Annotated in this window: 17 protein-coding genes and 1 tRNA gene; 16 read left to right on the top strand and 2 right to left on the bottom strand. The window is 50.0% G+C overall.

Features of this window, described 5'->3' with window-relative positions; genetic code table 11:
* Nucleotides 1-2 precede the first annotated feature (2 nt).
* The 6 genes from AOV_RS02805 (at nt 3) to AOV_RS02785 (ending at nt 7,595) form a co-directional block, all read left to right on the top strand.
* Nucleotides 3-1,229 (top strand): cytochrome b, encoded by a 1,227-nt coding sequence (locus AOV_RS02805; protein WP_075139497.1) that lies wholly within the window; start codon nt 3-5, stop codon nt 1,227-1,229.
* Nucleotides 1,230-1,997 carry a cytochrome c1 gene (locus AOV_RS02800; RefSeq protein ID WP_117374442.1) on the top strand — a complete coding sequence of 256 codons (768 nt, stop codon included), beginning with the start codon at nt 1,230-1,232 and terminating at the stop codon, nt 1,995-1,997. It begins immediately after the preceding gene.
* Nucleotides 1,998-2,203: 206 nt separating this feature from the next.
* A complete protein-coding gene (locus tag AOV_RS05425) occupies nt 2,204-2,791 on the top strand; it encodes a hypothetical protein (protein ID WP_233497103.1) in 588 nt (195 codons plus the stop codon).
* Nucleotides 2,792-2,861: 70 nt separating this feature from the next.
* Nucleotides 2,862-3,968, top strand: a complete 1,107-nt coding sequence (locus AOV_RS02795) for a porin (protein WP_233497102.1) — start codon at nt 2,862-2,864, stop codon at nt 3,966-3,968.
* Between the two features lie 27 nt (nt 3,969-3,995).
* On the top strand, nt 3,996-5,600 hold the full coding sequence (locus tag AOV_RS02790) for a porin (RefSeq protein ID WP_075139049.1): 1,605 nt from the start codon (nt 3,996-3,998) through the stop codon (nt 5,598-5,600).
* Nucleotides 5,601-5,996: 396 nt separating this feature from the next.
* Nucleotides 5,997-7,595: a porin gene (locus AOV_RS02785; RefSeq protein ID WP_075139048.1), complete on the top strand. Its 1,599-nt coding sequence runs from the start codon at nt 5,997-5,999 to the stop codon at nt 7,593-7,595.
* Nucleotides 7,596-7,978: 383 nt separating this feature from the next.
* Here AOV_RS02785 and gltX read toward each other — a convergent pair whose 3' ends face one another.
* Complete coding sequence (gene gltX, locus AOV_RS02780) at nt 7,979-9,379, bottom strand: glutamate--tRNA ligase (RefSeq protein ID WP_075139047.1); 1,401 nt, start codon at nt 9,377-9,379, stop codon at nt 7,979-7,981.
* Nucleotides 9,380-9,445: 66 nt separating this feature from the next.
* Here gltX and AOV_RS02775 point away from each other — a divergent pair, with 66 nt between their 5' ends.
* The 6 genes from AOV_RS02775 (at nt 9,446) to AOV_RS02745 (ending at nt 16,693) form a co-directional block, all read left to right on the top strand.
* Nucleotides 9,446-10,402, top strand: coding sequence for a hypothetical protein (locus tag AOV_RS02775; RefSeq protein ID WP_075139046.1), 957 nt, complete (start codon nt 9,446-9,448; stop codon nt 10,400-10,402).
* Between the two features lie 78 nt (nt 10,403-10,480).
* Complete coding sequence (locus tag AOV_RS02770) at nt 10,481-11,893, top strand: hypothetical protein (protein ID WP_147314701.1); 1,413 nt, start codon at nt 10,481-10,483, stop codon at nt 11,891-11,893.
* A gap of 135 nt (nt 11,894-12,028) precedes the next feature.
* Nucleotides 12,029-13,144, top strand: coding sequence for a hypothetical protein (locus AOV_RS02760; RefSeq protein ID WP_147314700.1), 1,116 nt, complete (start codon nt 12,029-12,031; stop codon nt 13,142-13,144).
* A 93-nt stretch (nt 13,145-13,237) separates the two neighbouring features.
* Nucleotides 13,238-14,308, top strand: a complete 1,071-nt coding sequence (locus AOV_RS02755; RefSeq protein ID WP_117374438.1) for a hypothetical protein — start codon at nt 13,238-13,240, stop codon at nt 14,306-14,308.
* 93 nt (nt 14,309-14,401) lie between these two features.
* Nucleotides 14,402-15,298 carry a hypothetical protein gene (locus AOV_RS05365; protein WP_199463053.1) on the top strand — a complete coding sequence of 299 codons (897 nt, stop codon included), beginning with the start codon at nt 14,402-14,404 and terminating at the stop codon, nt 15,296-15,298.
* Between the two features lie 81 nt (nt 15,299-15,379).
* Complete coding sequence (locus AOV_RS02745) at nt 15,380-16,693, top strand: hypothetical protein (RefSeq protein ID WP_075139039.1); 1,314 nt, start codon at nt 15,380-15,382, stop codon at nt 16,691-16,693.
* Nucleotides 16,694-16,738: 45 nt separating this feature from the next.
* Here AOV_RS02745 and AOV_RS02740 read toward each other — a convergent pair.
* Nucleotides 16,739-16,809, bottom strand: a tRNA-Thr gene (locus AOV_RS02740).
* A gap of 21 nt (nt 16,810-16,830) precedes the next feature.
* Between AOV_RS02740 and AOV_RS05325 the strand changes: the two genes are divergently transcribed.
* The 4 genes from AOV_RS05325 (at nt 16,831) to AOV_RS02730 (ending at nt 19,562) form a co-directional block, all read left to right on the top strand.
* The gene (locus AOV_RS05325; RefSeq protein WP_158543034.1) at nt 16,831-16,968 is read left to right on the top strand and encodes a hypothetical protein; all 138 of its coding nucleotides are present in this window, start codon (nt 16,831-16,833) and stop codon (nt 16,966-16,968) included.
* Nucleotides 16,946-17,749: a bifunctional DNA-formamidopyrimidine glycosylase/DNA-(apurinic or apyrimidinic site) lyase gene (gene mutM / locus AOV_RS02735; protein ID WP_075139038.1), complete on the top strand. Its 804-nt coding sequence runs from the start codon at nt 16,946-16,948 to the stop codon at nt 17,747-17,749. The genes AOV_RS05325 and mutM overlap by 23 nt, the downstream gene beginning before the upstream one ends.
* Before the next feature lie 23 nt (nt 17,750-17,772).
* Nucleotides 17,773-17,934 (top strand): hypothetical protein, encoded by a 162-nt coding sequence (locus tag AOV_RS05320; protein WP_158543033.1) that lies wholly within the window; start codon nt 17,773-17,775, stop codon nt 17,932-17,934.
* A 95-nt stretch (nt 17,935-18,029) separates the two neighbouring features.
* Entirely contained in the window at nt 18,030-19,562 is a 1,533-nt protein-coding gene (locus AOV_RS02730; protein ID WP_075139494.1) for an acyl-CoA carboxylase subunit beta, read from the top strand.
* Nucleotides 19,563-19,612 lie beyond the last annotated feature (50 nt).

The raw sequence follows: 19,612 nt of genomic DNA, 5'->3' as shown, positions 1-19,612 counted from the left end.
GTATGTCTGGCGGTAAAGGCAATTCTAATGGGCTCGGTCGGGGCGTTCTTGCTTGGATAGAATATAGGCTGCCCATAGGTGCCTTCCTGAAACATATGGCTGCCTACCCGGTGCCGAAAAATCTTAGTTACCTGTGGAACTTTGGGTCTCTGGCGGGAATTGCGCTTGTGGTCCAGATTGTAACTGGTGTGTTTCTTGCTATGCACTACACTCCGCATGTTGACTATGCGTTTGACAGCGTAGAACGCATAATGCGCGACGTACGTTATGGATGGCTGATACGATATACCCATGCGGTTGGTGCCTCCTTCTTTTTTATTGTTGTCTACATCCACATTTTTCGCGGACTGTATTATGGCTCGTACAAAAAGCCCAGAGAGCTAGTCTGGTTTTTTGGCATCATAATATTCTTCGTGATGATGGCCACTGCATTCATGGGATATGTTCTTCCCTGGGGTCAGATGAGTTTTTGGGGTGCCACTGTGATAACAAACCTCTTTTCCGCTGTTCCCGTTGTTGGCGAAAATATCGTAAGGTGGCTGTGGGGCGGTTTCGCTGTGGACAATCCCACACTGAATAGGTTTTTTGCGCTGCACTACCTGCTACCGTTTGTACTTGTTGCTCTTGCGGTTTTGCATATTACTGCACTGCACAAGTTCGGTTCTGGGAACCCCAGTGGAATTGAAGTGAAGTCAAAGCACGATACCGTACCCATTTATCCGTACTTTTTGGTGAAGGATTGCATAACATTCGGGTTGTACTTCATTTTTCTATACCTCTTCGTGTTCTATGCTCCCAATTACTTGGGGCACCCCGATAACTACATAGAGGCGAATCCCATGGTCACTCCCGAACATATAGTGCCCGAGTGGTACTTCCTACCGTTTTATGCAATGCTACGCTCTATTCCAGATAAGCTACTTGGCGTTGCAACAATGTTCGGCTCCATAGCGGTGTGGTTTTTGTTACCTGTTCTCGATAGGTCAGCTGTCAAAAGCGGTAAGTACCGCCCCGTTTTCAAGGTCTGCTACTGGATTTTTGTCCTGAATTTTTGTGCGCTGGTCTGGCTAGGTGGGCAGGAAGTGAGGGAACCCTTTATATTTCTGAGTAGATTGGCAACCTTCTACTACTTCTGTTACTTTATCATTGTGCTGCCGTTACTTTCCAAGTACGAACGATGCAGAACGTTGCCCAAGAGTATCAGTGATGCCGTGCCGGAGATGAAGTAAATGCGGAGGTACTCACCAGTTTTGTTAGCTGCCGCCTTGTTCCTCATTGGCATGTGCTTTGTTAATGTAGCAGGTGCTGAAACACAGGGCGGTGTGGTGCGGCAAAAGTGGAAGTTTAGCGGCATTTTTGGGTCTTTTGATAGGAGTGCTATACAGCGCGGTTATCAGGTCTACAAGGAGGTGTGTTCCAGCTGCCATTCCATGAGTAGGATCGCGTTTCGTAACCTGCGTGATGTGGGTTTTTCCGAGGAAGAAGTTAAGGCGATAGCGAGCTCTTATTCGGTGAGTGATGGGCCTAATGAGGCGGGTGAAATGTTTGAGCGGCCGGGAATGCCCGCGGATTATTTTCCCAACCCTTTTCCCAATAAAGAGGCTGCGGCTGCGTCAAACAATGGCGCCTATCCACCAGATCTATCTCTAATAATCAAGGCCCGTCACAATGGGGCTGATTATGTATATTCCCTGCTTACAGGCTATGAGGGCAGCGAGCCGGATGAAGGTGGCCTTTACCTAAATAGGCACTTCCCCGGAGGGAAAATTGCCATGGCCCCGCCACTTTTTGAAGGTGCGGTGAACTACTCTGATGGCACTGTACCCAGTGTTGAGAATGTTGCCCGTGATGTAGTCAATTTTCTACAGTGGGCAGCGGAACCCGAGATGGAGCGTAGGAAGAAGCTAGGGATAAAAGTGGTGTTTTCGTTGGCTATTGGCACTGTTTTAGTCGCCCTGGTGCATTCTAGGCTGCGTAAAGCGCTATTAAAACAATAAGTGGTGGGGCCGTGCTTGCCCTCTGTTCTAGGTGGGTTACAACCTTCAGGTTTAGGCAGAGTTGTCCATTTCTTGTATTGCTATAAAAACCCATACTATGGCGGATTTGTGAGCGTATGCCACATGGTATATGCTGAAAGTTTGCGGCAGAGCGCATACTGTATAGATTGGCTTCCGGGCGCATTGGGTGTTTTATGCGCGCGTGGATGCACATTTTTGGTTGTATTATAGTTACAAATGCTGTGGTCTACCGCAGCGTGTTGCTTTCTAAGGTTGATTTTATGCGGGTCCTGCTGGCGTTCTGTGCAGTTTGTTGCGGGCTGTTCCCTGGCTTTGCCGTTGTTGCTGGCTCTGCCCATAACTCTGCGGGTAGTGGGGTGGAATTTTACGGTAAGGGTGGTGCCACACGCGGTGGGGACGATGAATTCTCGTTCGGCGGCGAGATCCTCTTTTATGGCTGGGGAGGGCGCGCTGTACTTCCCAAGTTTTCCGCTGGTGCCGGCTCTGTAGGCTCATTTGGGGACTCTATTAAAGCCGAAGGCAGAGTCTCGAAGGATTTGGGGTGGAATGGAGACTGTGACTTTATCGGAAATCTGTCGTTCGAGTATGTAGCGGATTCCGGCGTACTGTATGGGGCGGATTTTCAGCTCCTGGTGCCGGAGGTCGGTAGTGCTGTTGAGGGTGAGGGTAAGGCTATTGTTAACCGCGGTAGTCGGGTGTTTGTTCTAACTCCATACGGGAGATTCTCCTTAGGACATCAGGAGGGGGTTGAGTCTGTAGTTTCTTCCCCCTAAATCACACAGAAACGTGTTCGATGATTTTGTACGCGGGCAGGATCCAACTCTAATGAAGTACAAGTTGCCTATGCTGAAGGGTGACTTTTTCGCTCATGGTGAGGGGTGGTGGTGGCTGCGCGGTGCTGCGCTGCTGTATCCCGGGCTGTATAGCGAGTCTGTCTTTCGCGAGAACAGCTTGGTGGATTACTATGGTGTGGATGAGTACAGTAGGCACTACAGCAGATATTTTGCCAATAACCTTCCATTCAGGCTCTCTTATCAGTCACCTACGTTTTTTGGCGTGAGGTTTGGTCTGAGTTACTCCCCTACTGGATACAACTCGGAGCTCTTTAGGGGGTACTACTACGAAGATTCGCTGCAGAGGGAAGAGGAGCAGTGGAGACTTGTTGGTGAGCTTGGTGATGTGGAGAATGCGGACCGGGATGGTGTGCGTCGCGGGTCTGTAGGAGGCGTTGGCGTGCCGGTGGCGGACCAACCCCCTGCAAGCGTTGGTTCCCCTGGTGGATCTGTCGTGGGTGTGTCCAGAACCATTCTGACGGATGACGTGCTGTATGCTCCTGCCTACAAAAATGTTGTGAGCGCAGCCTTGTCGGCGGAGCGCTCGTTTCACATTGGGGGAGAAGAAATAAAAGTTGGTGCGGCTTTTGCTGCAGAGTGGGCCCCTGCTATCGGGGTGTCTAAGAGCTATGGGGACATAGCGCCAGTTGGTGGATTCTGTGCGCTCGCGGCGGTTGGCATGTCTGCAAGCGTAGAGGTTGGGGGCGTAGACTTCGGGTTTGGATACGGGCATCTGGGCAACTCGGGTTACCCCAGGGGGCCTCTTGTAGGCTCTACCATTAACTGGGGTCGTGGCAAAACGGATCCCGCTTGGCGTCCCTCGAGTTATCTTGTAATGGGTGCGGGTTATGGTTCTGGGCCTTTTCGTGCTGAGCTGTCGTATTTCACTAGCGTGAAGGGTGGGTATGTATCCTCGGCGGAAGTTGATGATTTCGGTGTGAGGGTCAGTTATGATCTGTACGGAAGTGTCGATGTGCATTGTGCACTGTTCGCGCAGCTGCACAGGGTTTCTGTGGAGTACGATTTTGCTAGGGGTTTTGTAGGGAAAGGCTGGGCTGATAGTCACCTTTCGTACGATTTCGATGTGTTAATGTCCGGCGTGAGGCTGGTCTTCTAGTCAGGTATCTAGTTTTGAGGGTGTTGTATGGTACATAAAGGTTCTCTGGTGGCTCCGGTTATGGCGGCGGCGCTGCTGCTTGCCTCTTCTGGGGGTGTAGCTGCTTCTACTGAGCCTCAGGAGGAGAGTAAAGGGTATGCTTTTGTCACCGGGCGAGTGCTCTCTTACGCATGGCTGTTGGATGATAATCCTGTTGGAGATGAGCACGAGGGACACAGGCGGGTGCGCAGCGATGATAGAGAAGTTAAATCTTGGCGTTACGGCAGGCACGGCATAAGTGATGCGCATGTTTTTGAGCATAATTTAGGTAGTTGGGGGACCAGTTACGATGCCGCGCTTGCAGTTGGATTGAGATCGAAAGGAAGTACGCCCGGGCTGGTCTACGGAGCAGATTTTGCTCTATCAGTTCCTGTAGGGTCTTTCGGGAAGTCGTTCTACGATGAGATGGTAGGTGCCGGCAGTAGGATATTCGCCGATACGCCTTACGGCACTTTCTTGCTGGGCTACCAGGAAGGCGTGGAGTCCTCTATGAAGGCAGACGTGCTGGCTTTGGTTCCTGGAGGAGGGGGCGGCGCGTGGGGCAAGTACCTGAGGTGTTTCCTGGGATATGCCTCCGGTATGCCCTTTCACATGTATCCAGGGTTATACAGCGAGAATCTTTTCCGGTCTATAGGCAGCTTCGACAGGGTTGGGGTTCTTAGAGAGACCCGCAGGTTTTTGGGGGTTTTGCCCATGAGGCTCTCTTACATGTCTCCCAGGCTTGGTGGGTTTTCGTTGGGAGTCAGTTACTCTCCGTCCGGTTACAGGGATGATCTATTCAAGAGTGATGCCTACAGGCTCGGTGTTGGGCGGAATGTGAGTAGTGAGGAAGAGAGCAGTAGGAGCGATAGTGACGCTGTGGAAGATGCGAAGCTTGCTCTTGTCGCTGTGAAGCCCAGTTTTGACTTGGGCCCCGTCTACAAGAACATACTCAGCGGCGCGTTGCGCTATGACTGGGGCGATGACGACGTGGCTATCGGCTTGTCTGTTACTGGTGAGTATGCTAGGCCGAAGCGGTATGCGGACATACTGAACCCGGGTACAAGCCCTTTTGTTGAATATAGTAATCTTGCCGCACTGTCAGCTGGTGCTGAAATGAAGTTTGCCGGGCTGAAGGCTGCGGTATCATATGGATACTTGGGCGGTTCTGGACGCCCGAAAGTTGTTAGTCAGAGTGGCAGGACTTGGGAAGTGCCATACGGAACTAACCTCCCTTCCTATTACTTTGCGTCGTCACTAGGGTATGGCTATGGCGATTTCTATTCCAGTGTGGTGTACTTCGTCAGTAGGGTTGGTCACACTGTTGGCGTCGCTCGCGGCGGTGCAGCGTACCACGACTATGGAAAGGGGTTCGATGGTGAGCACGTGCTGAGGGATTTGGCTGTTGGCCTCGGTTATAATTTATATGAGAGAAGGGGCACTAAATTTGGGCTGTTTGTCAGCTGTCACGCGTTTTCCCTGGAGCAGAGGCCTAGTGAGTTCAAGAGGGGGGATAACGCAGATTATGTGCGCACTTCTGATAGTACTCAAGGGCGTGAAAACCACAAACATGATGGTGTTGTGGTCCTTTCCGGTGTGAAGTTTGATTTTTAGCCTGCGGGGCGTGACGGCTGCCGCCAGTAGGCTGCGCGGCGTTAGGCCCTTCTCCTCCGGCGGGGGCGCTGGCGCGTTCCTTGCTGTGCGGCTATGCCATTTAACGTGTAGAGTGGCGTGAACGCGTGATGTGTGCTACGGGTGGCCTATGCGCCATAGGCGCTCCTTTCTTTTTGTTTCTTTGTCAGTCTTTTCTGTTGTTGCCGTTTTTGTGTCTGGGTTTAATAGAAAAATCCTAAGCAGTTGCAGGGCTTTGCTGTTTAGGCATAAAGTATAATCATATAGCATAATATTATTATGCTATATCAGTATTAATTCCTTGACATGTTTACTGTCGCTCATTAAGTATAGCTCGTACAGCTAACATATTTTCAATGTTTAATCGGGTAATACACAATGACGAGAGTTTCTTTTTCCACTGCTCTTGCGTCTCTTTTGGTGTTATGCGAGGCGGGCGATGCATTTGCCGTATCTCGTGGTCAAAAGTTACACAGTAATGGAAATGTCGCCTCCGCTGAGCGACAACATAAATACAGCGCCGCTGATCACTATGCCAGTACCATGCCCTCTATAGATATAGGTGGAACCCTAATTACTCATGGGTGGGTCTCACTTCAAAATGACTACTACCGCACTAAGGGCATACAGCGCGGTGACTTTCCTTCTGAGTATTCAAGGAAGTATGGGTTTGCCTCAGATGGGATGTTGCACATCACTGCTGAAGGACGCAACGATGTGTGGGGTGTTTCCTATGGGGGGAGCCTGGAACTAGATGTTCCGCATGTTCAGAAGAATGCGTATGTTTCTTTTAAGCAGGTTGGTAGCAGGGGTGCGCGCGTATTCGTCAACACACAATTTGGCGACTTGAAAGTTGGGTATCAAGAGGGTGTTGATTCCTTGATGAAAGTTGACGCTTTCAGTATAGGAGCAGGAGATAACAGTAATATTTGGATGCGATATGTAAATCTGAGAGGTATTCATGACCCCTTGAAAAACTCTGACGCTGATGCAGTAGATCTTCCAAATGAGCTGAGGAAGCGGTATCTAGAGAATACATTTTACCTGTCTACCGGACTGTACAGCCAGAGTATACTGGAAGGCAGCAACAGATTCTCCACAGGGGTTTCTAGCTCTTCCAATCGCGGTCTACCCGCTAATATAGTTAATGCGTTGCCTTTTAGATTTTCATACCTTTCCCCAAGTTTTGGTGGGTTGAGACTGGGTGTAAGCTACTCGCCGTTCGGGTACGATGAGGATAAGATTATCAATGCCCACGTACCACGTAAGCTTTCTGTGCAAACGCAAACTCCCGTGAGCGGGCTTCTTGGGCTTGGCCTGGGCTTTTTACGGGGGACTCTTGAGGAGAATGTGGTGGTTCAAGAGCAAAATGCCAGAGCGCGCCACATACTGCCTTTGTATGAACGTGTGACTAATGTTGCCGTGACTTACTCGGCGCAAATCAAGGGGGTAGATTTTAAGGTGTCAGCAATCAGCGAATACGCGAAAAGCAAGAAAGGGCTGTTGAGCGAACACCTTTCCTTTGCAAAATTGGATGATATGAAAAACATCGCCTTTGGTGGGATGTTTGGTTACAAAAATCTGAAGTTGGCAGCCTCTTACGGTTATCTCGGTCCGATAGATAGAGTAAACAACATGTACGTCTGGGACGGGGGAAAGTTTGTGCTCAATATCCGCGATAAAGTGCTTATCAAGACGGAAGGCACGTACTTTTGGACGCTAGGAGGTGGATATGAGTATAACGGGGCATACGTCTCGGCAATCTATAGGGGCAGCAATTACAGCGGTAATAAGCTAAACGAAATCGCGCTAGGAGCGGAATATAATATTTCCACCAGTGCCTCTAGGGTTGACTGTTCATTCTTTGCGAACTACCACTACTTTAACGCACGGTCTTCTGTGGTGTTAGATAGCGCGAAGACTAATGGCGTAAATAATGGGCGAGTGATGCTTGCTGGGATGAAGGTCAAATTCTAGACTATCGCCGTCGGAAGAAGCAAACCCCGCCTGCTTGGACTTACTTGCTGGCGGGGCTGTTACCCGATTAGCTGTACTGTCTGCGCATACTCTTGTGCTGCAAAGCCTGCATAGCCGGGGGGTGCGCAGCCTTCTCTAGGAATTAATTAAGGAAAGTGGGCCTGCCCCAGGGCAGTGTAAAAATCTCCTCATCTCGTGCGGCAGCTTGCGCGAGACACATATGCCAACCAAACTTTCTGTAGACTTCTCGATTATTTGAATAGTTATGTCTTGTAGATACGGGTGCCGGTCTTTTTGTACTTACCACACACTAATAACTGGTGCTTGGCGATCCGGTTTGGTGTTGCCCGCCACTTTAAACATCATGGCCCTTTGCATGCACACTAGGGGTTGAGAAAAAACCTCAACCTGTGAATGCATTCTTCCTGGCCTAATATTTCCATAACTTCCGATATGCTTGGGGTACTAAGCCGTCCCGCTATGGCTGCGCGCAGCAGGTGATAGACATCACTCATCACCACACCATTTCTCTTTGTCCATTCCTTAATGTACGAAGGCAAAAAATCCTTCGTCCAGGTTTTTTGCTCTATTTGTGACATCGAATCTGTAAGTTTGGCTAGTAGCTCTAAGCTGCTTAAAATAACTTGCTTTGCATCGTTATCGACGGAAATTGGTATATCTTGAACGTAAAACACCGAGTCTCTAGCGAGATCGGCCAGAGTCCTGGCCCTTTCCATGAGCTTTTTTACTCCCAAAGAAAGTCTAGCAAGTTTTGTTTTGGCAACGGCGCAACCTAGTTCTCTTTCCAAGAATGGCAGTAGGAGCTCAAGAATCTCATGCTCAGTTCTTTGGTTCATGTAGTGATGGTTCAAAAATAGCAGTTTTTTGCTGTCCAAGCATGAATGGGAAGTGCCAATTTTTTCGATTGAGAACAACTGAGTTGCACTCTGCATTGTTATAATTTCTTCATCCTTGTGGCTCCACCCCATACGCAATAAGTAGTTGCACACGGCTTCGGGCAAAAAACCAAGCTCCCGATACTCATGCACTCCCGGTGCACGGTTTCTTTTCGATAGTTTTGTTCCCTCTTCATCATGTATCAGGGGTATGTGGCAGAACTGGGGATTGTCCCAGCCCATAGCCTCGGTAAGCAACATTTGTTTTATCGTGTTTGTTATGTGGTCAGAGCCCCGTATAATGTGGGTAATGCACATGTCGTGGTCGTCCACCACCACCGCTAGGAGGTATGTGGGGTGGCCATTCGAACGCAATATGACCATATCATCTATCTGCGCACTGTTCACAGATATTTCCCCGTATACTCCATCTGTAAATTTTATTTCCCTGTTTTCTGGGCTTTTCAACCTCACAACCCCAACAGTGCCCGATTGTGCGTGATTCACATCTCTCGACGGGCAGTGATGCCTGTAATATTTTCCCTCCTTTTCGGACCTCAGCTTTTCAGCAGCGATATCATTTTCCGAGCAATAGCAGTAATAAGCTCTACCGTGCGCAAGTAACTCTTTTGCCACTTGCGTATGACGTTCTCTTCTTGCAGACTGGATAACTACATCTTGGTCATGATGTAGCCCAAGCCACGCCATGTCTTCTATAATAGACTGCGCAACGGTTTCGGAAGACCTTTCCTGATCCGTATCTTCCATACGGAGCAAGAACTGGCCACCGTGGCGCCGAGCGAACAGCCAATTGAACAAAGCCGTTCTTGCCCCACCCAGATGCAAGCTTCCGGTAGGAGACGGAGCAAACCTGGTAACGACGCGCACTGTTCCTGCTTCAAAAACCCAGGGGGATGGTACAACAAAAGTCCCACGATGGCAATATAGGCGAAATTGTATGGCGGATGCCCACTGCTTGCACATCGTATCGCAGTAGCAAACAGAGCTCATGCGATATCTGGGGTACTGCTGAATATAGGCAAGCTACTATGTGCAGTAGCAGTAATATGTGCAATTGCAAATCCAGCAGGCATGGCTGTGGGGGCTGTAGCTGCTGTTGCTATATCAGCAGTTGCTGCAGTAGCATATTTAGCAGTAACTGGAGTATCTATAGGGGATTTATATAAATCTTGGCAGCAAGTTATACAAGTAAAGGAAGAAGGATTAGTCACTGTACAATCATTACAACCTGTTCTTACTCCTATAACTCCTATAGCTGGAAAAATAAATTATGGGAAAATTGCTAAGGCTGGGGTTGCTGCTGAGGGTGGTAAGGTTGCTGTTGAAGATGCTGGTACTTCTTGGGGTACTAAGGAGGGTGCTGCTGGTAAGATTGCCAAGGCTGGTGTCAAGATTGCTAAGGGTGGTCTGGAAATAGGTGGTAATGCTGGTCTGGTAACAGGTGCTGTCGGTGGTCTGGTCCTAGGTTCTGTGGCTGGGAATGTTGCTCAAACTACTAGCCTAGCTAGTGCTAAGGCTGCTGCTGAGGCTGCTCAGGCCGCTGCGGCTCTAGCTAAGGCTGCTGAGAAGGTTGGTGGTCAGGTTGGTACGGCTGCTAGGGCCACAGCTGCTAGTGTTGCTCAGACTGCTCAGGGTAATGTTGGTGGTGGTGGGTTGGCCGGGTTGATTGCTGAGGTTGGTGGTGGGGCTCAGACTGCCGGTTGGGTGGCTAGTGTGACTGGGGCTCTAGGTCCTCAAGGTGCTGAGATTCTGGGACTGCTAACAGGTGCTGCAGGTGGGGCTCTACTTGTTGCTGGTTTGGCTGCTGCGGGACTAGTAATTGCTGGTGGTGCTCTACTCTTTGCTGGGACCGTTGCTGTGATTACTTGTGCCTGTTGCTCCATATGGTAAGGGGTACTGCTGAATATAGGCAAGCTACTATGTGCAGTAGCAGTAATATGTGCAATTGCAAATCCAGCAGGCATGGCTGTGGGGGCTGTAGCTGCTGTTGCTATATCAGCAGTTGCTGCAGTAGCATATTTAGCAGTAACTGGAGTATCTATAGGGGATTTATATAAATCTTGGCAGCAAGTTATACAAGTAAAGGAAGAAGGATTAGTCACTGTACAATCATTACAACCTGTTCTTACTCCTATAACTCCTATAGCTGGAAAAATAAATTATGGGAAAATTGCTAAGGCTGCTGAGGGTGGTAAGGTTGCTGTTGAAGATGCTGGTACTTCTTGGGGTACTAAGGAGGGTGCTGCTGGTAAGATTGCCAAGGCTGGTGTCAAGGTCGCTAAGGATACTGCCAAGGCTGGTGCTAAGATAGCTAAGGGTGGTGTGGTAACAGGTGCTATAGGTGGTCTGGTCCTAGGTGCCGCTGCTGGTAATGTTGCTCAAACTACTAGCCTGGCTGCCGCTCAGACTGCTGCTGAGGCTGCTAAGGCTGCTGCGGCTCTAGCTGATGCTGCTAAGACTCTAGTTCAGGGTAGTGAGGTTGCTAAGGCTGCTCAGACCACAGCTGCTAGTGTTGCTCAAATTGCTCAGAGTAATGTTGCTGGCTTGACTAGTTTGGTTGCTAAGGTTGGTGGTGGTGGGTTGGCCGGGTTGATTGTAGGAGCTCTAGGTGCTGATTGGGTGGCTAGTGTGGCTGGGGCTCTAGGTCCTCAGGGTGCTGAGATTCTGGGACTGCTAACAGGTGCTGCTGGTGGGGCTATCGTTGGTGGGGCTATAGCTCTGACTGGGGCTGCTCTGACTGTGGCTGTGGGAGCAGTAATTGCTGTCGGTGCTCTACTCTTTGCTGGTGCTGTTGCTGTGATTACTTGTGCCTGTTGTTGCTGTAGGAGTACTGTTGAGATTGGGCCCAGTAAGGTCGTAGCTCAGGTTGCTACCAATTCTGGTGTTGCCAAGGTCATGGTTGAGGTAGATCCCAGTGCCATAAAGGATGCTGCTAAGAATGCTAAGATTCCTGTGATATCCATGAAGGAGATTGTTGTAGCAGGGAGTAAGAAGGATAATACAGAATATGATGTCATAGAAAACTATAAACCACAGCAGGTTAGTAAAATAAAGTGGCTTAATGCTCCACCTGTTGGTGGCCCAACTATGAAACTAGTCATGGCTGTGGTTTGTGTTGCTGTTGCTGTGACTAGTGTTGTTGGTGCTGCTCCTCCTGTAATTGCTATAGCTGTAGTCTCTTGTGCGTTCTATGCCAGTGCTGCAGGGGCTGCCTATGTGTGTAGACGTAAAGCTGGTGCAATCAAGGATGCTGTTAAGGCTGGTCAGCTCGCTTATGCACCTGCTGAGATTGGTGAGATTGCTCCAGATGTTGAACCTGAACAGAGTACTTCTAAGCCACCAAAACAGGAAAAGTGTCAGGGTACCACTGAACATAGGTAATGCAAGCTCCCCTTGTCTTTTTCTACTTAGCACTCTCCTCTTGTGTGTTCTATGCCAGTGCTGCAGGGGCTGCCTATGTGTGTAGACGTAAGGCTAGTGCAATCAAGGATGTTGTGAAGGCTGGTCAGCTCGCTTATGCACCTGCTGAGATTGGTGAGATTGCTCCAGATGTTGAACCTGAACAGAGTACTTCTAAGCCACCAAAACAGGAAAAGTGTCAGGGTACCACTGAACATAGGTAATGCAAGCTCCCTTTACTTTCAGTGCTCAGCGCTATCATTCATCCCAATATGCACTAATAGCATTCTCCATATAGTATCTGGGGTGCTGCTGAACATAGGCAAGCTACTATGCACAGTAGCAGTAATATGGGCGGTTGCTCTGGCTGCTACAGCTGGGGCTGGTCTAGCTATTGCTGTGGCTGGTGCTATATCAGCAGTAGCTGCAGTAGCATATTTAGCAGTAACTGGAGTATCTATAAGGGATTTATATAGATCTTGTAAGCAAGTTATACAAGTAAAGGAAGAAGGATTAGTCACTGTACAATCATTACAACCTGTTCTTACTCCTATAACTCCTATAGCTGGAAAAATAAATTATGGGAAAATTGCTAGTGCTGCTGAGGGTACAGCTGGTAAGATTGCCGATGCTGGTGTCAAGGTTGCTAAGGATAGTGTCAGGGTCGCTAAGGATAGTGCCAAGGCTGGTGTCAAGGTTGCTGGTGTTCTCAGTGGTCAGGGTGGTGAGATTCTGGGACTGGTAACAGGTGCTGCTGGTGGTCTTGTCCTGGGTTCTGTGGCTGGGAATGTCGCTCAGGCTGCCGCTCAGACTCTAGAGGCTCAGGCTGCTGCTGCTGAGGCTGCTAGGGCTCTGGGTGCTGAGATTGCTGTGGCTCTAGCTAAGGGTGTAGGTGGTGTGGCTGGTGCTAAGGTTGGGAAGGCTGCTGCGGCTACTGCTGAGGCTGCTCAGGCTGCTGCTCAGGGTAGTGTTGGTGGTGGTGGGTTGGCCGGGTTGATTGTAGGAGCTCTAGGTGCTGATTGGGTGGCTAGTGTGGCTGGGACTCTAGGTCCTCAGGGTGCTGAGATTCTGGGACTGCTAACAGGTGCTGCTGGTGGGGCTATCGTTGGTGGGGCTATAGCTCTGACTGGGGCTGCTCTGACTGTGGCTGTGGGAGCAGTAATTGCTGTCGGTGCTCTACTCTTTGCTGGTGCTGTTGCTGTGATTACTTGTGCCTGTTGCTCCATATGGTAAGGGGTACTCCTGAACATAGGCAAGCTACTATGCACAGTAGCAGTAATATGTGCAGTTGCTCTGGCTGCTGCTCAGGGTGGTCTAGCTATTGCTGTGGCTGGTGCTATATCAGCAGTAGCTGCAGTAGCATATTTAGCAGTAACTGGAGTATCTATAAGGGATTTATATAAATCTTGGAAGCAAGTTATACAAGTAAAGGAAGAAGGATTAGTCACTGTACAATCATTACAACCTGTTCTTACTCCTATAACTCCTATAGCTGGAAAAATAAATTATGGGAAAATTGCTAAGGCTGGGGTTGGTGCTGAGGGTGCACTAGATGTTGTAGCTGGCGTGGTTGGTGTTGTGGGAGCAGTAATTGCTGGTGCTCTGGTTATAGGTGGTGTCGGGGCTCTGGTTGCTGGTGCTAGTGTTGCTCTGGCCGGTACTCTGGTTATAGGTGGGGCTGCGGCTGGTGCTCTGGTCCTAGGTGCTGTAGCTGCAGGGGCTGTGATTACTTGTAGAAGTACTGTTGAGATTGGGCCCAGTAAGGTCATGGCTCAGGTTGGTGAGGCCGGTGTCAAGGTTGCTCAGGATAGTGCCAAGGTTGGTGTCAAGGTTGCTAAGGATAGTGCCAAGGTTGGTGCTAAGATAGCTAAAGGTGGTGTGGTAACAGGTGCTGTCGGTGGTCTGGTCCTGGGTTCTGTGGCTGGGAATGTTGCTCAGGCTGTGGCTGAGGGTGCTGGTGCTTATGCTGAGAGTACAGCTCAGGCCACAGCTGCTAGTGCTGCTCAGGGTGTTGTGGCTCTAGCTAAGGCTGCTGAGGCCACAGCTGCTAGTGTTGCTCAGACTGCTCAGGCTTTTGCTGCTCAGGATGCTGCTAAGACTCTAGCTGAGGCTGCTAAGACTCTAGCTGAGGGTGCTAAGGCCCAGGCTGCTGTTGCTCAGGCTGCGGCTGAGGCTGGTGTAGCTGGTGAGGTTGCTCAGGCTGCCGGTGTGGTGGCTAGTGTGACTGGGGCTCTAGGTGCTGGTGGTGGTGAGATTCTGGGACTGCTAACAGGTGCTGCTGGTGGGGCTCTACTTGTTGCTGGTTTGGCTGCTGCGGGACTAGTAATTGCTGGTGGTGCTCTACTCTTTGCTGGTGCTGTTGCTGTGATTACTTGTGCCTGTTGCTCCATATGGTAAGGGGCACTCCTGAACATAGGCAAGCTACTATGCACAGTAGCAGCACTATGTGCAATTTTTACTGCGTTAGCAGCAAATCCAGTAGGTATTGCTGTGACTGTAGCTGCAGTGGCTGGTGCTATATCAGCAGTTGCTGCTGTAGCATATTTAGCAGTAACTGGATTATCTATAAGGGATTTATATAGATCTTGTGAGCAAGTTATACAAGTAAAGGAAGAAGGATTAGTCACTGTACAATCATTACAACCTGTTCTTACTCCTATAACTCCTATAGCTGGAAAAATAAATTATGGGAAAATTGCTAGTGCTGAGGTTGCTGCTGAGGGTGGTAAGGTTGCTGTTGAAGATGCTGGTACTTCTTGGGGTACTAAGGAGGGTGCTGCTGCTAAAATTGCCAAGGCTGGTGTCAAGGTTGCTAAGGATAGTGCCAAGGTCGGGGCTAAGATAGCTAAGGATAGTGCCAAGGTCGGGGCTAAGATTGCCAAAGGTACTACGGCCGCGGGTGCTGTCGGTGGTCTGGTCCTAGGTGCCGCTGCTGGGAATGTTGCTCAGACTACTAGCCTGGCTGCCGCTCAGGCTGCGGCTGAGACTGCTAGGGCAGCTCTAGAGGTTGCTAGTGCTGCTCAGGCTCTAGCTAAGGGTGCTGCCAATGCTGGTGCTGCTGCGAATAGTGAGGTTTTTAAGGCTGCTACAGGTGCAGCTGCTAGTGTTGCTCAGACTGCTCAGGCTAGTGTTGGTGGCTTGACTAGTTTGGTTGCTCTGGCCGGTGGTGGGGCTGAGGGTGCCAAGATTGCTGGTCTGGCTGCTCAGGCTCTAGGTCCTCAAGGTGGTGAGATTCTGGGACTGCTAACAGGTGCTGCTGGTGGGGCTATCGTTAGTCTGGCTGTTGTGGGGGCTGTAGTCGCTGTGGGAGCAGTAATTGCTGGTGGTGCTCTACTCTTTGCTGGGACCGTTGCTGTGATTACTTGTGCCTGTTGCTCCATATGGTAAGGGGTACTCCTGAACATAGGCAAGCTACTATGCACAGTAGCAGTATGTGTAGCAGCAGCAAATCCAGCAGGTATTGCTGCTGTGACTGTAGCTGCCGTTATATCAGCGGTTGCTGCAGTAGCATATTTAGCAGTAACTGGAGTATCTATAAGGGATTTATATAGATCTTGTAAGCAAGTTATACAAGTAAAGGAAGAAGGATTAGTCACTGTACAATCATTACAACCTGTTCTTACTCCTATAACTCCTATAGCTGGAAAAATAAATTATGGGAAAATTGCTAAGGCTGCTGAGGGTGGTAAGGTTGCTGTTGAAGATGCTGGTACTTCTTGGGGTACTAAGGAGGGTGCTGCTGGTAAGATTGCTGCTGCTCAGGTTGCTACTCAGGCCGCTGCTGTTAAGGCTGGTATGGCTGTTACTGCTAGTCTGGAGGCCGCTCAGAAGGCTGCTGCTGGTCAGCTTGCTGAGGGTGCTGCTCAGGTTGGTCAAACTGCTAGTGTGGCTGCTCAGGTTGTTGCTGAGGCTGCTTATGCTGCTCAGGAGGCTGCTGCTGGGGCTACTGCTCAGGCTTGGGCTACTGCTGCTGGTATGGCTGGTGCTGCCCAGGCTGTAGAGTCTGTGGCCGGTAAGGGTGCTCTGGTTGCTCAGGCTGCTGCTGCTCAGGCTGCGGCTACTGCTAAGGCTGCTGTAGAGACTCAGATTGCTGCTGTTAAGGCCACTCTAGAGGCCGCTCAGGCTGGTCAGAGTGCTGTGGCTAAGGCTGCTGAGGCTGTGGCTGGTGTAGGGACCCAGGCTGCTCAGGGTGCTCTAGATGTTACTAAGGCTACTCAGGATGTTGTGACTCAGGCTGGTCAAGGTGCTGCTGAGGTCCTGACTCAGACTGGTAGGGCTGGTGTGGTGGCTGCTACTGCTAGTCTGGAGGCCGCTAAGGCTACTGCTGATGTTTATGGTCAGGCTGCTGAGGGTTTCACTGTGGCTGCTCAGACTGCTGTGGGTGCTGCTCGGGGTATTGTAGATGCTAAGACTGCTGAGTTTGCTCATGCTACGGCTACTCAGGCTCTTATGGCTCAAACTAGCCCGGCCGGTGTGGTGGCTAGTGTGACTGGGGCTCTAGGTCCTCAAGGTGTTGAGATCGTGGGACTGCTAACAGGTGCTGCTGGTGGGGCTATCGTTGGTCTGGCTATTGCTGGGGCTGTTGCTGCTGTGGGACTAGCGATTGCTGGTGGTGCTCTACTCTTTGCTGGTGCTGTTGCTGTAGAGGCTGCTCAGACTGCTGTGGAGGCCGCTAAGCTTGGTCTAGAGTTTGCTCAAGCTACTCAGGCTCTTAATGCTGATCAAGATTGGGAGCCTGTTGTTGGTAAGGCTAAGGCGTGGCGCGTGCCTGGAGGTTGGTAGGAAGTACTATCCAAGGGGGAGAAAAACTGGTAACTAGCTTCAGGGTGCCGTTACCAAGAATCGAACTTGAGGCTCGTCCTTACCAAGGACGCGTTTTGCCACTAAACTATAACGGCGGAAACGGATTGTAGTTTTTTGTGATGGGTAAGTCAAAGATAAACATTAATGCTGAAGACAGAAAAAAGAGGCTGGCGGAGCTCTTAAAAAAGAACATCGCCCGCCGCAAAAAGAAAAAGTCTCCCGGCGCTGAAGATGCCAGAACTGCCAGAAGCTGAAGTCATTTCCAGGTTCTTCGCTTGCAAAGCCGTTGGCAGGTCTGTGGAAGGTGTTACGGTATATAGGCGTGATTTGCGCGTCCGGATAGCGGACGGTTTCGAAAGTGCAGTGGTAGGTAGGAAGATTGAGTCCGTACACAGAATTTCGCGATACTTGGTGTTTGTTTTGGGCGGAGGTGGGCGCGTTATGTTCCACATGGGTATGAGTGGTAGGATGATCCACGCCAGGCCCTATGTGCGGGAAAAACACGACCACGTTGCCTTGCTTCTGGATGACGGATTTCATATAGTTTTCAACGATCCACGCAGATTTGGGGCCGTGCTGCTGGTTGACTTTCAGGCATATGAGGATATCGCGTCAAGGATTGGGCCAGATCCGCTTTCTGCCGAATTTAACGCAAGGTATTTGATGCGACCAAGTAAGACATGCGTCAAGAGCGTGTTGATGAATAACTCTATAGTTGCTGGAATAGGGAATATATACGCATCGGAGATTCTGTTCAGAGTCGGGGTGTTGCCCACGCGAGCGATGAGTAGCATCTCTTACGAAGAATGCGAGAGAATAGTGCGGGAAACTAAAGTCACCCTTCAGCTTGCCATAGATACTGGTGGGTCTACCATCAAGGATTATAAAGTACCTACTGGTGCCGTGGGAGGGTTCCAGCAGCATTTTATGGTATACCAAAGGGAAGGAAAGCCCTGCAACATTTGTGGGGCGAGCATACTCTCGGAAAGGCATGGCGGGAGGAGCACGTTTTTCTGTGCACTATGCCAGCGGTAGCTTCGCCCGGATAACGGGTTTTCTTGGAGTTGGGGGGTAGAGATTGGTTTGTGAGCCCACTGGCGGGCGCTTGTTGTGCCGGCATAGAATCGGCGAATGAATCTGTGTGTTTGGCCGGAAAGGGGGTTAAGAGTTTCGTGGTTACACAGGGCGGGTTTGAAATCCCCTACGATTCTGAAGATTGATGAGGAGTAAATTGCCCAGTTTTACAAAAGATGAAAATCGAGAGATTTTTTTGGTATAATTTCGCGTGCTACAGTTTAATTTGTTCAGGTATGTGATGTGTTCCGCAGTTATTCAGGAGCTAGAAAGTAAAAAATCCCAGCTCAAAACTGGGGGTGGCGTGTCCCGGGTGGAGAAGCAACACAGTAGGGGTAAGCTCACTGCTAGAGAACGGCTTGAGGTTTTGCTTGATGAAGGCTCTTTTCAAGAATACGGAGTATTTGTGGAGCACAGATCCGCCAACTTCGGCATGGATCAGGCGAAAATTTCGGGAGATGGTGTTGTCACCGGTTCTGGCACAATATATGGCCAGAGGGTATGTGTGTACTCACAAGACTTCACGATATTTGGTGGATCTCTGAGCGAGATGAACTCGAAGAAGATCTGCCACATTATGGATATAGCCGCCAAGGTGGGGATGCCTGTGATAGGGATTAACGATTCCGGTGGTGCCCGTATACAGGAGGGAGTGGATTCTCTGGCCGGCTACGGCGAGATATTTCGTAGAAATGTTGAAATGTCTGGGGTGGTCCCGCAAATATCTCTAATCATGGGTTCATGTGCAGGTGGTGCGGTGTATTCCCCCGCATTGACTGACTTTGTATTCATGGTGCGTGGCAGCTCATGCATGTTTGTTACCGGACCGGATGTTATTCGGAAGGTTACCTTTGAAGAAGTTACCCAGGAAGATTTGGGCGGCTCTGCCATACACACGAAGAAGACCGGAGTTGCCGATCGCGCTTTTAGCGATGAAATTGATGCGCTGCGTCAGGTAAGGAAGTTTTTCTCGTTTATGCCTGCAAATAATAAGAGCACTGCCAGATTCAGAGAGACAAGAGATACTGTGGACAGAGAAAGCGAGTCCTTAAACACTCTGGTCCCCCATAGTAGCAGCATTCCGTATGATATGTACGAGCTTATACACAAAGTGTGTGACGAGGGGGTGTTTTTCGAGTTAAAACCGGATTTTGCGAAAAACATTATAACAGGCTTTGGCAGGATAGGCGGCCACACTGTGGGGTTTGTAGCGAACCAGCCGCTGCATCTGGCTGGGTGTTTGGATATTGATGCATCAAGAAAGGCTGCCAGGTTCGTAAGGTTTTGTGATGCCTTTAACATACCAATTGTCACGCTTATTGACGTTCCTGGGTTCATGCCGGGTGTGTCTCAAGAATATTCTGGCATAATAGCTCATGGTGCTAAATTGCTGTACGCGTACGCGGAGGCGACCGTGCCGAAAATAAGCGTTATTGTCCGCAAGGCCTATGGAGGCGCATATATTGTTATGAATTCTAGGCACCTGTGTGGGGACGTCAACTATGCTTGGCCCAGTGCCGAGATAGCTGTAATGGGCTCGGAAGGTGCTGTTGGAATTATTTTCCGCCATGAAAAAGACCAGGAATGTTTGCAGAGGCTGGTGCAGGAATATAATGACAAGATAGTCAACCCTTACGTTGCAGCTTCAAGAGGGTTTATAGACGATGTCATAGTTCCGTCCTCCACTAGGAGGCATTTGCACTCTGCTCTAAGTATGTTGCGCGACAAGCAGGTTGCACGGGCTTGGCGCAAGCACGATAATCTTCCTCTGTAACGCCAATACGCCCTTGGGTGGCATTTGCAACAGGGTGTAGTTCGGGAATT

Source organism: Anaplasma ovis str. Haibei (genome assembly GCF_002214625.1).
GTDB lineage: Bacteria > Pseudomonadota > Alphaproteobacteria > Rickettsiales > Anaplasmataceae > Anaplasma > Anaplasma ovis.
Note: the sequence above shows the minus strand (reverse complement) of the source record. Positions and strands in the feature narration are given on the sequence as shown.

Coding starts and splice junctions, on each gene's coding strand:
- AOV_RS02805 (WP_075139497.1), top strand. CDS start 3: ATGTCTGGCGGTAAAGGCAATTCTAATGGGCTCGGTCGGGGCGTTCTT.
- AOV_RS02800 (WP_117374442.1), top strand. CDS start 1,230: ATGCGGAGGTACTCACCAGTTTTGTTAGCTGCCGCCTTGTTCCTCATT.
- AOV_RS05425 (WP_233497103.1), top strand. CDS start 2,204: ATGCACATTTTTGGTTGTATTATAGTTACAAATGCTGTGGTCTACCGC.
- AOV_RS02795 (WP_233497102.1), top strand. CDS start 2,862: ATGCTGAAGGGTGACTTTTTCGCTCATGGTGAGGGGTGGTGGTGGCTG.
- AOV_RS02790 (WP_075139049.1), top strand. CDS start 3,996: ATGGTACATAAAGGTTCTCTGGTGGCTCCGGTTATGGCGGCGGCGCTG.
- AOV_RS02785 (WP_075139048.1), top strand. CDS start 5,997: ATGACGAGAGTTTCTTTTTCCACTGCTCTTGCGTCTCTTTTGGTGTTA.
- AOV_RS02760 (WP_147314700.1), top strand. CDS start 12,029: ATGCACCTGCTGAGATTGGTGAGATTGCTCCAGATGTTGAACCTGAAC.
- mutM (WP_075139038.1), top strand. CDS start 16,946: ATGCCAGAACTGCCAGAAGCTGAAGTCATTTCCAGGTTCTTCGCTTGC.
- AOV_RS02730 (WP_075139494.1), top strand. CDS start 18,030: ATGTGTTCCGCAGTTATTCAGGAGCTAGAAAGTAAAAAATCCCAGCTC.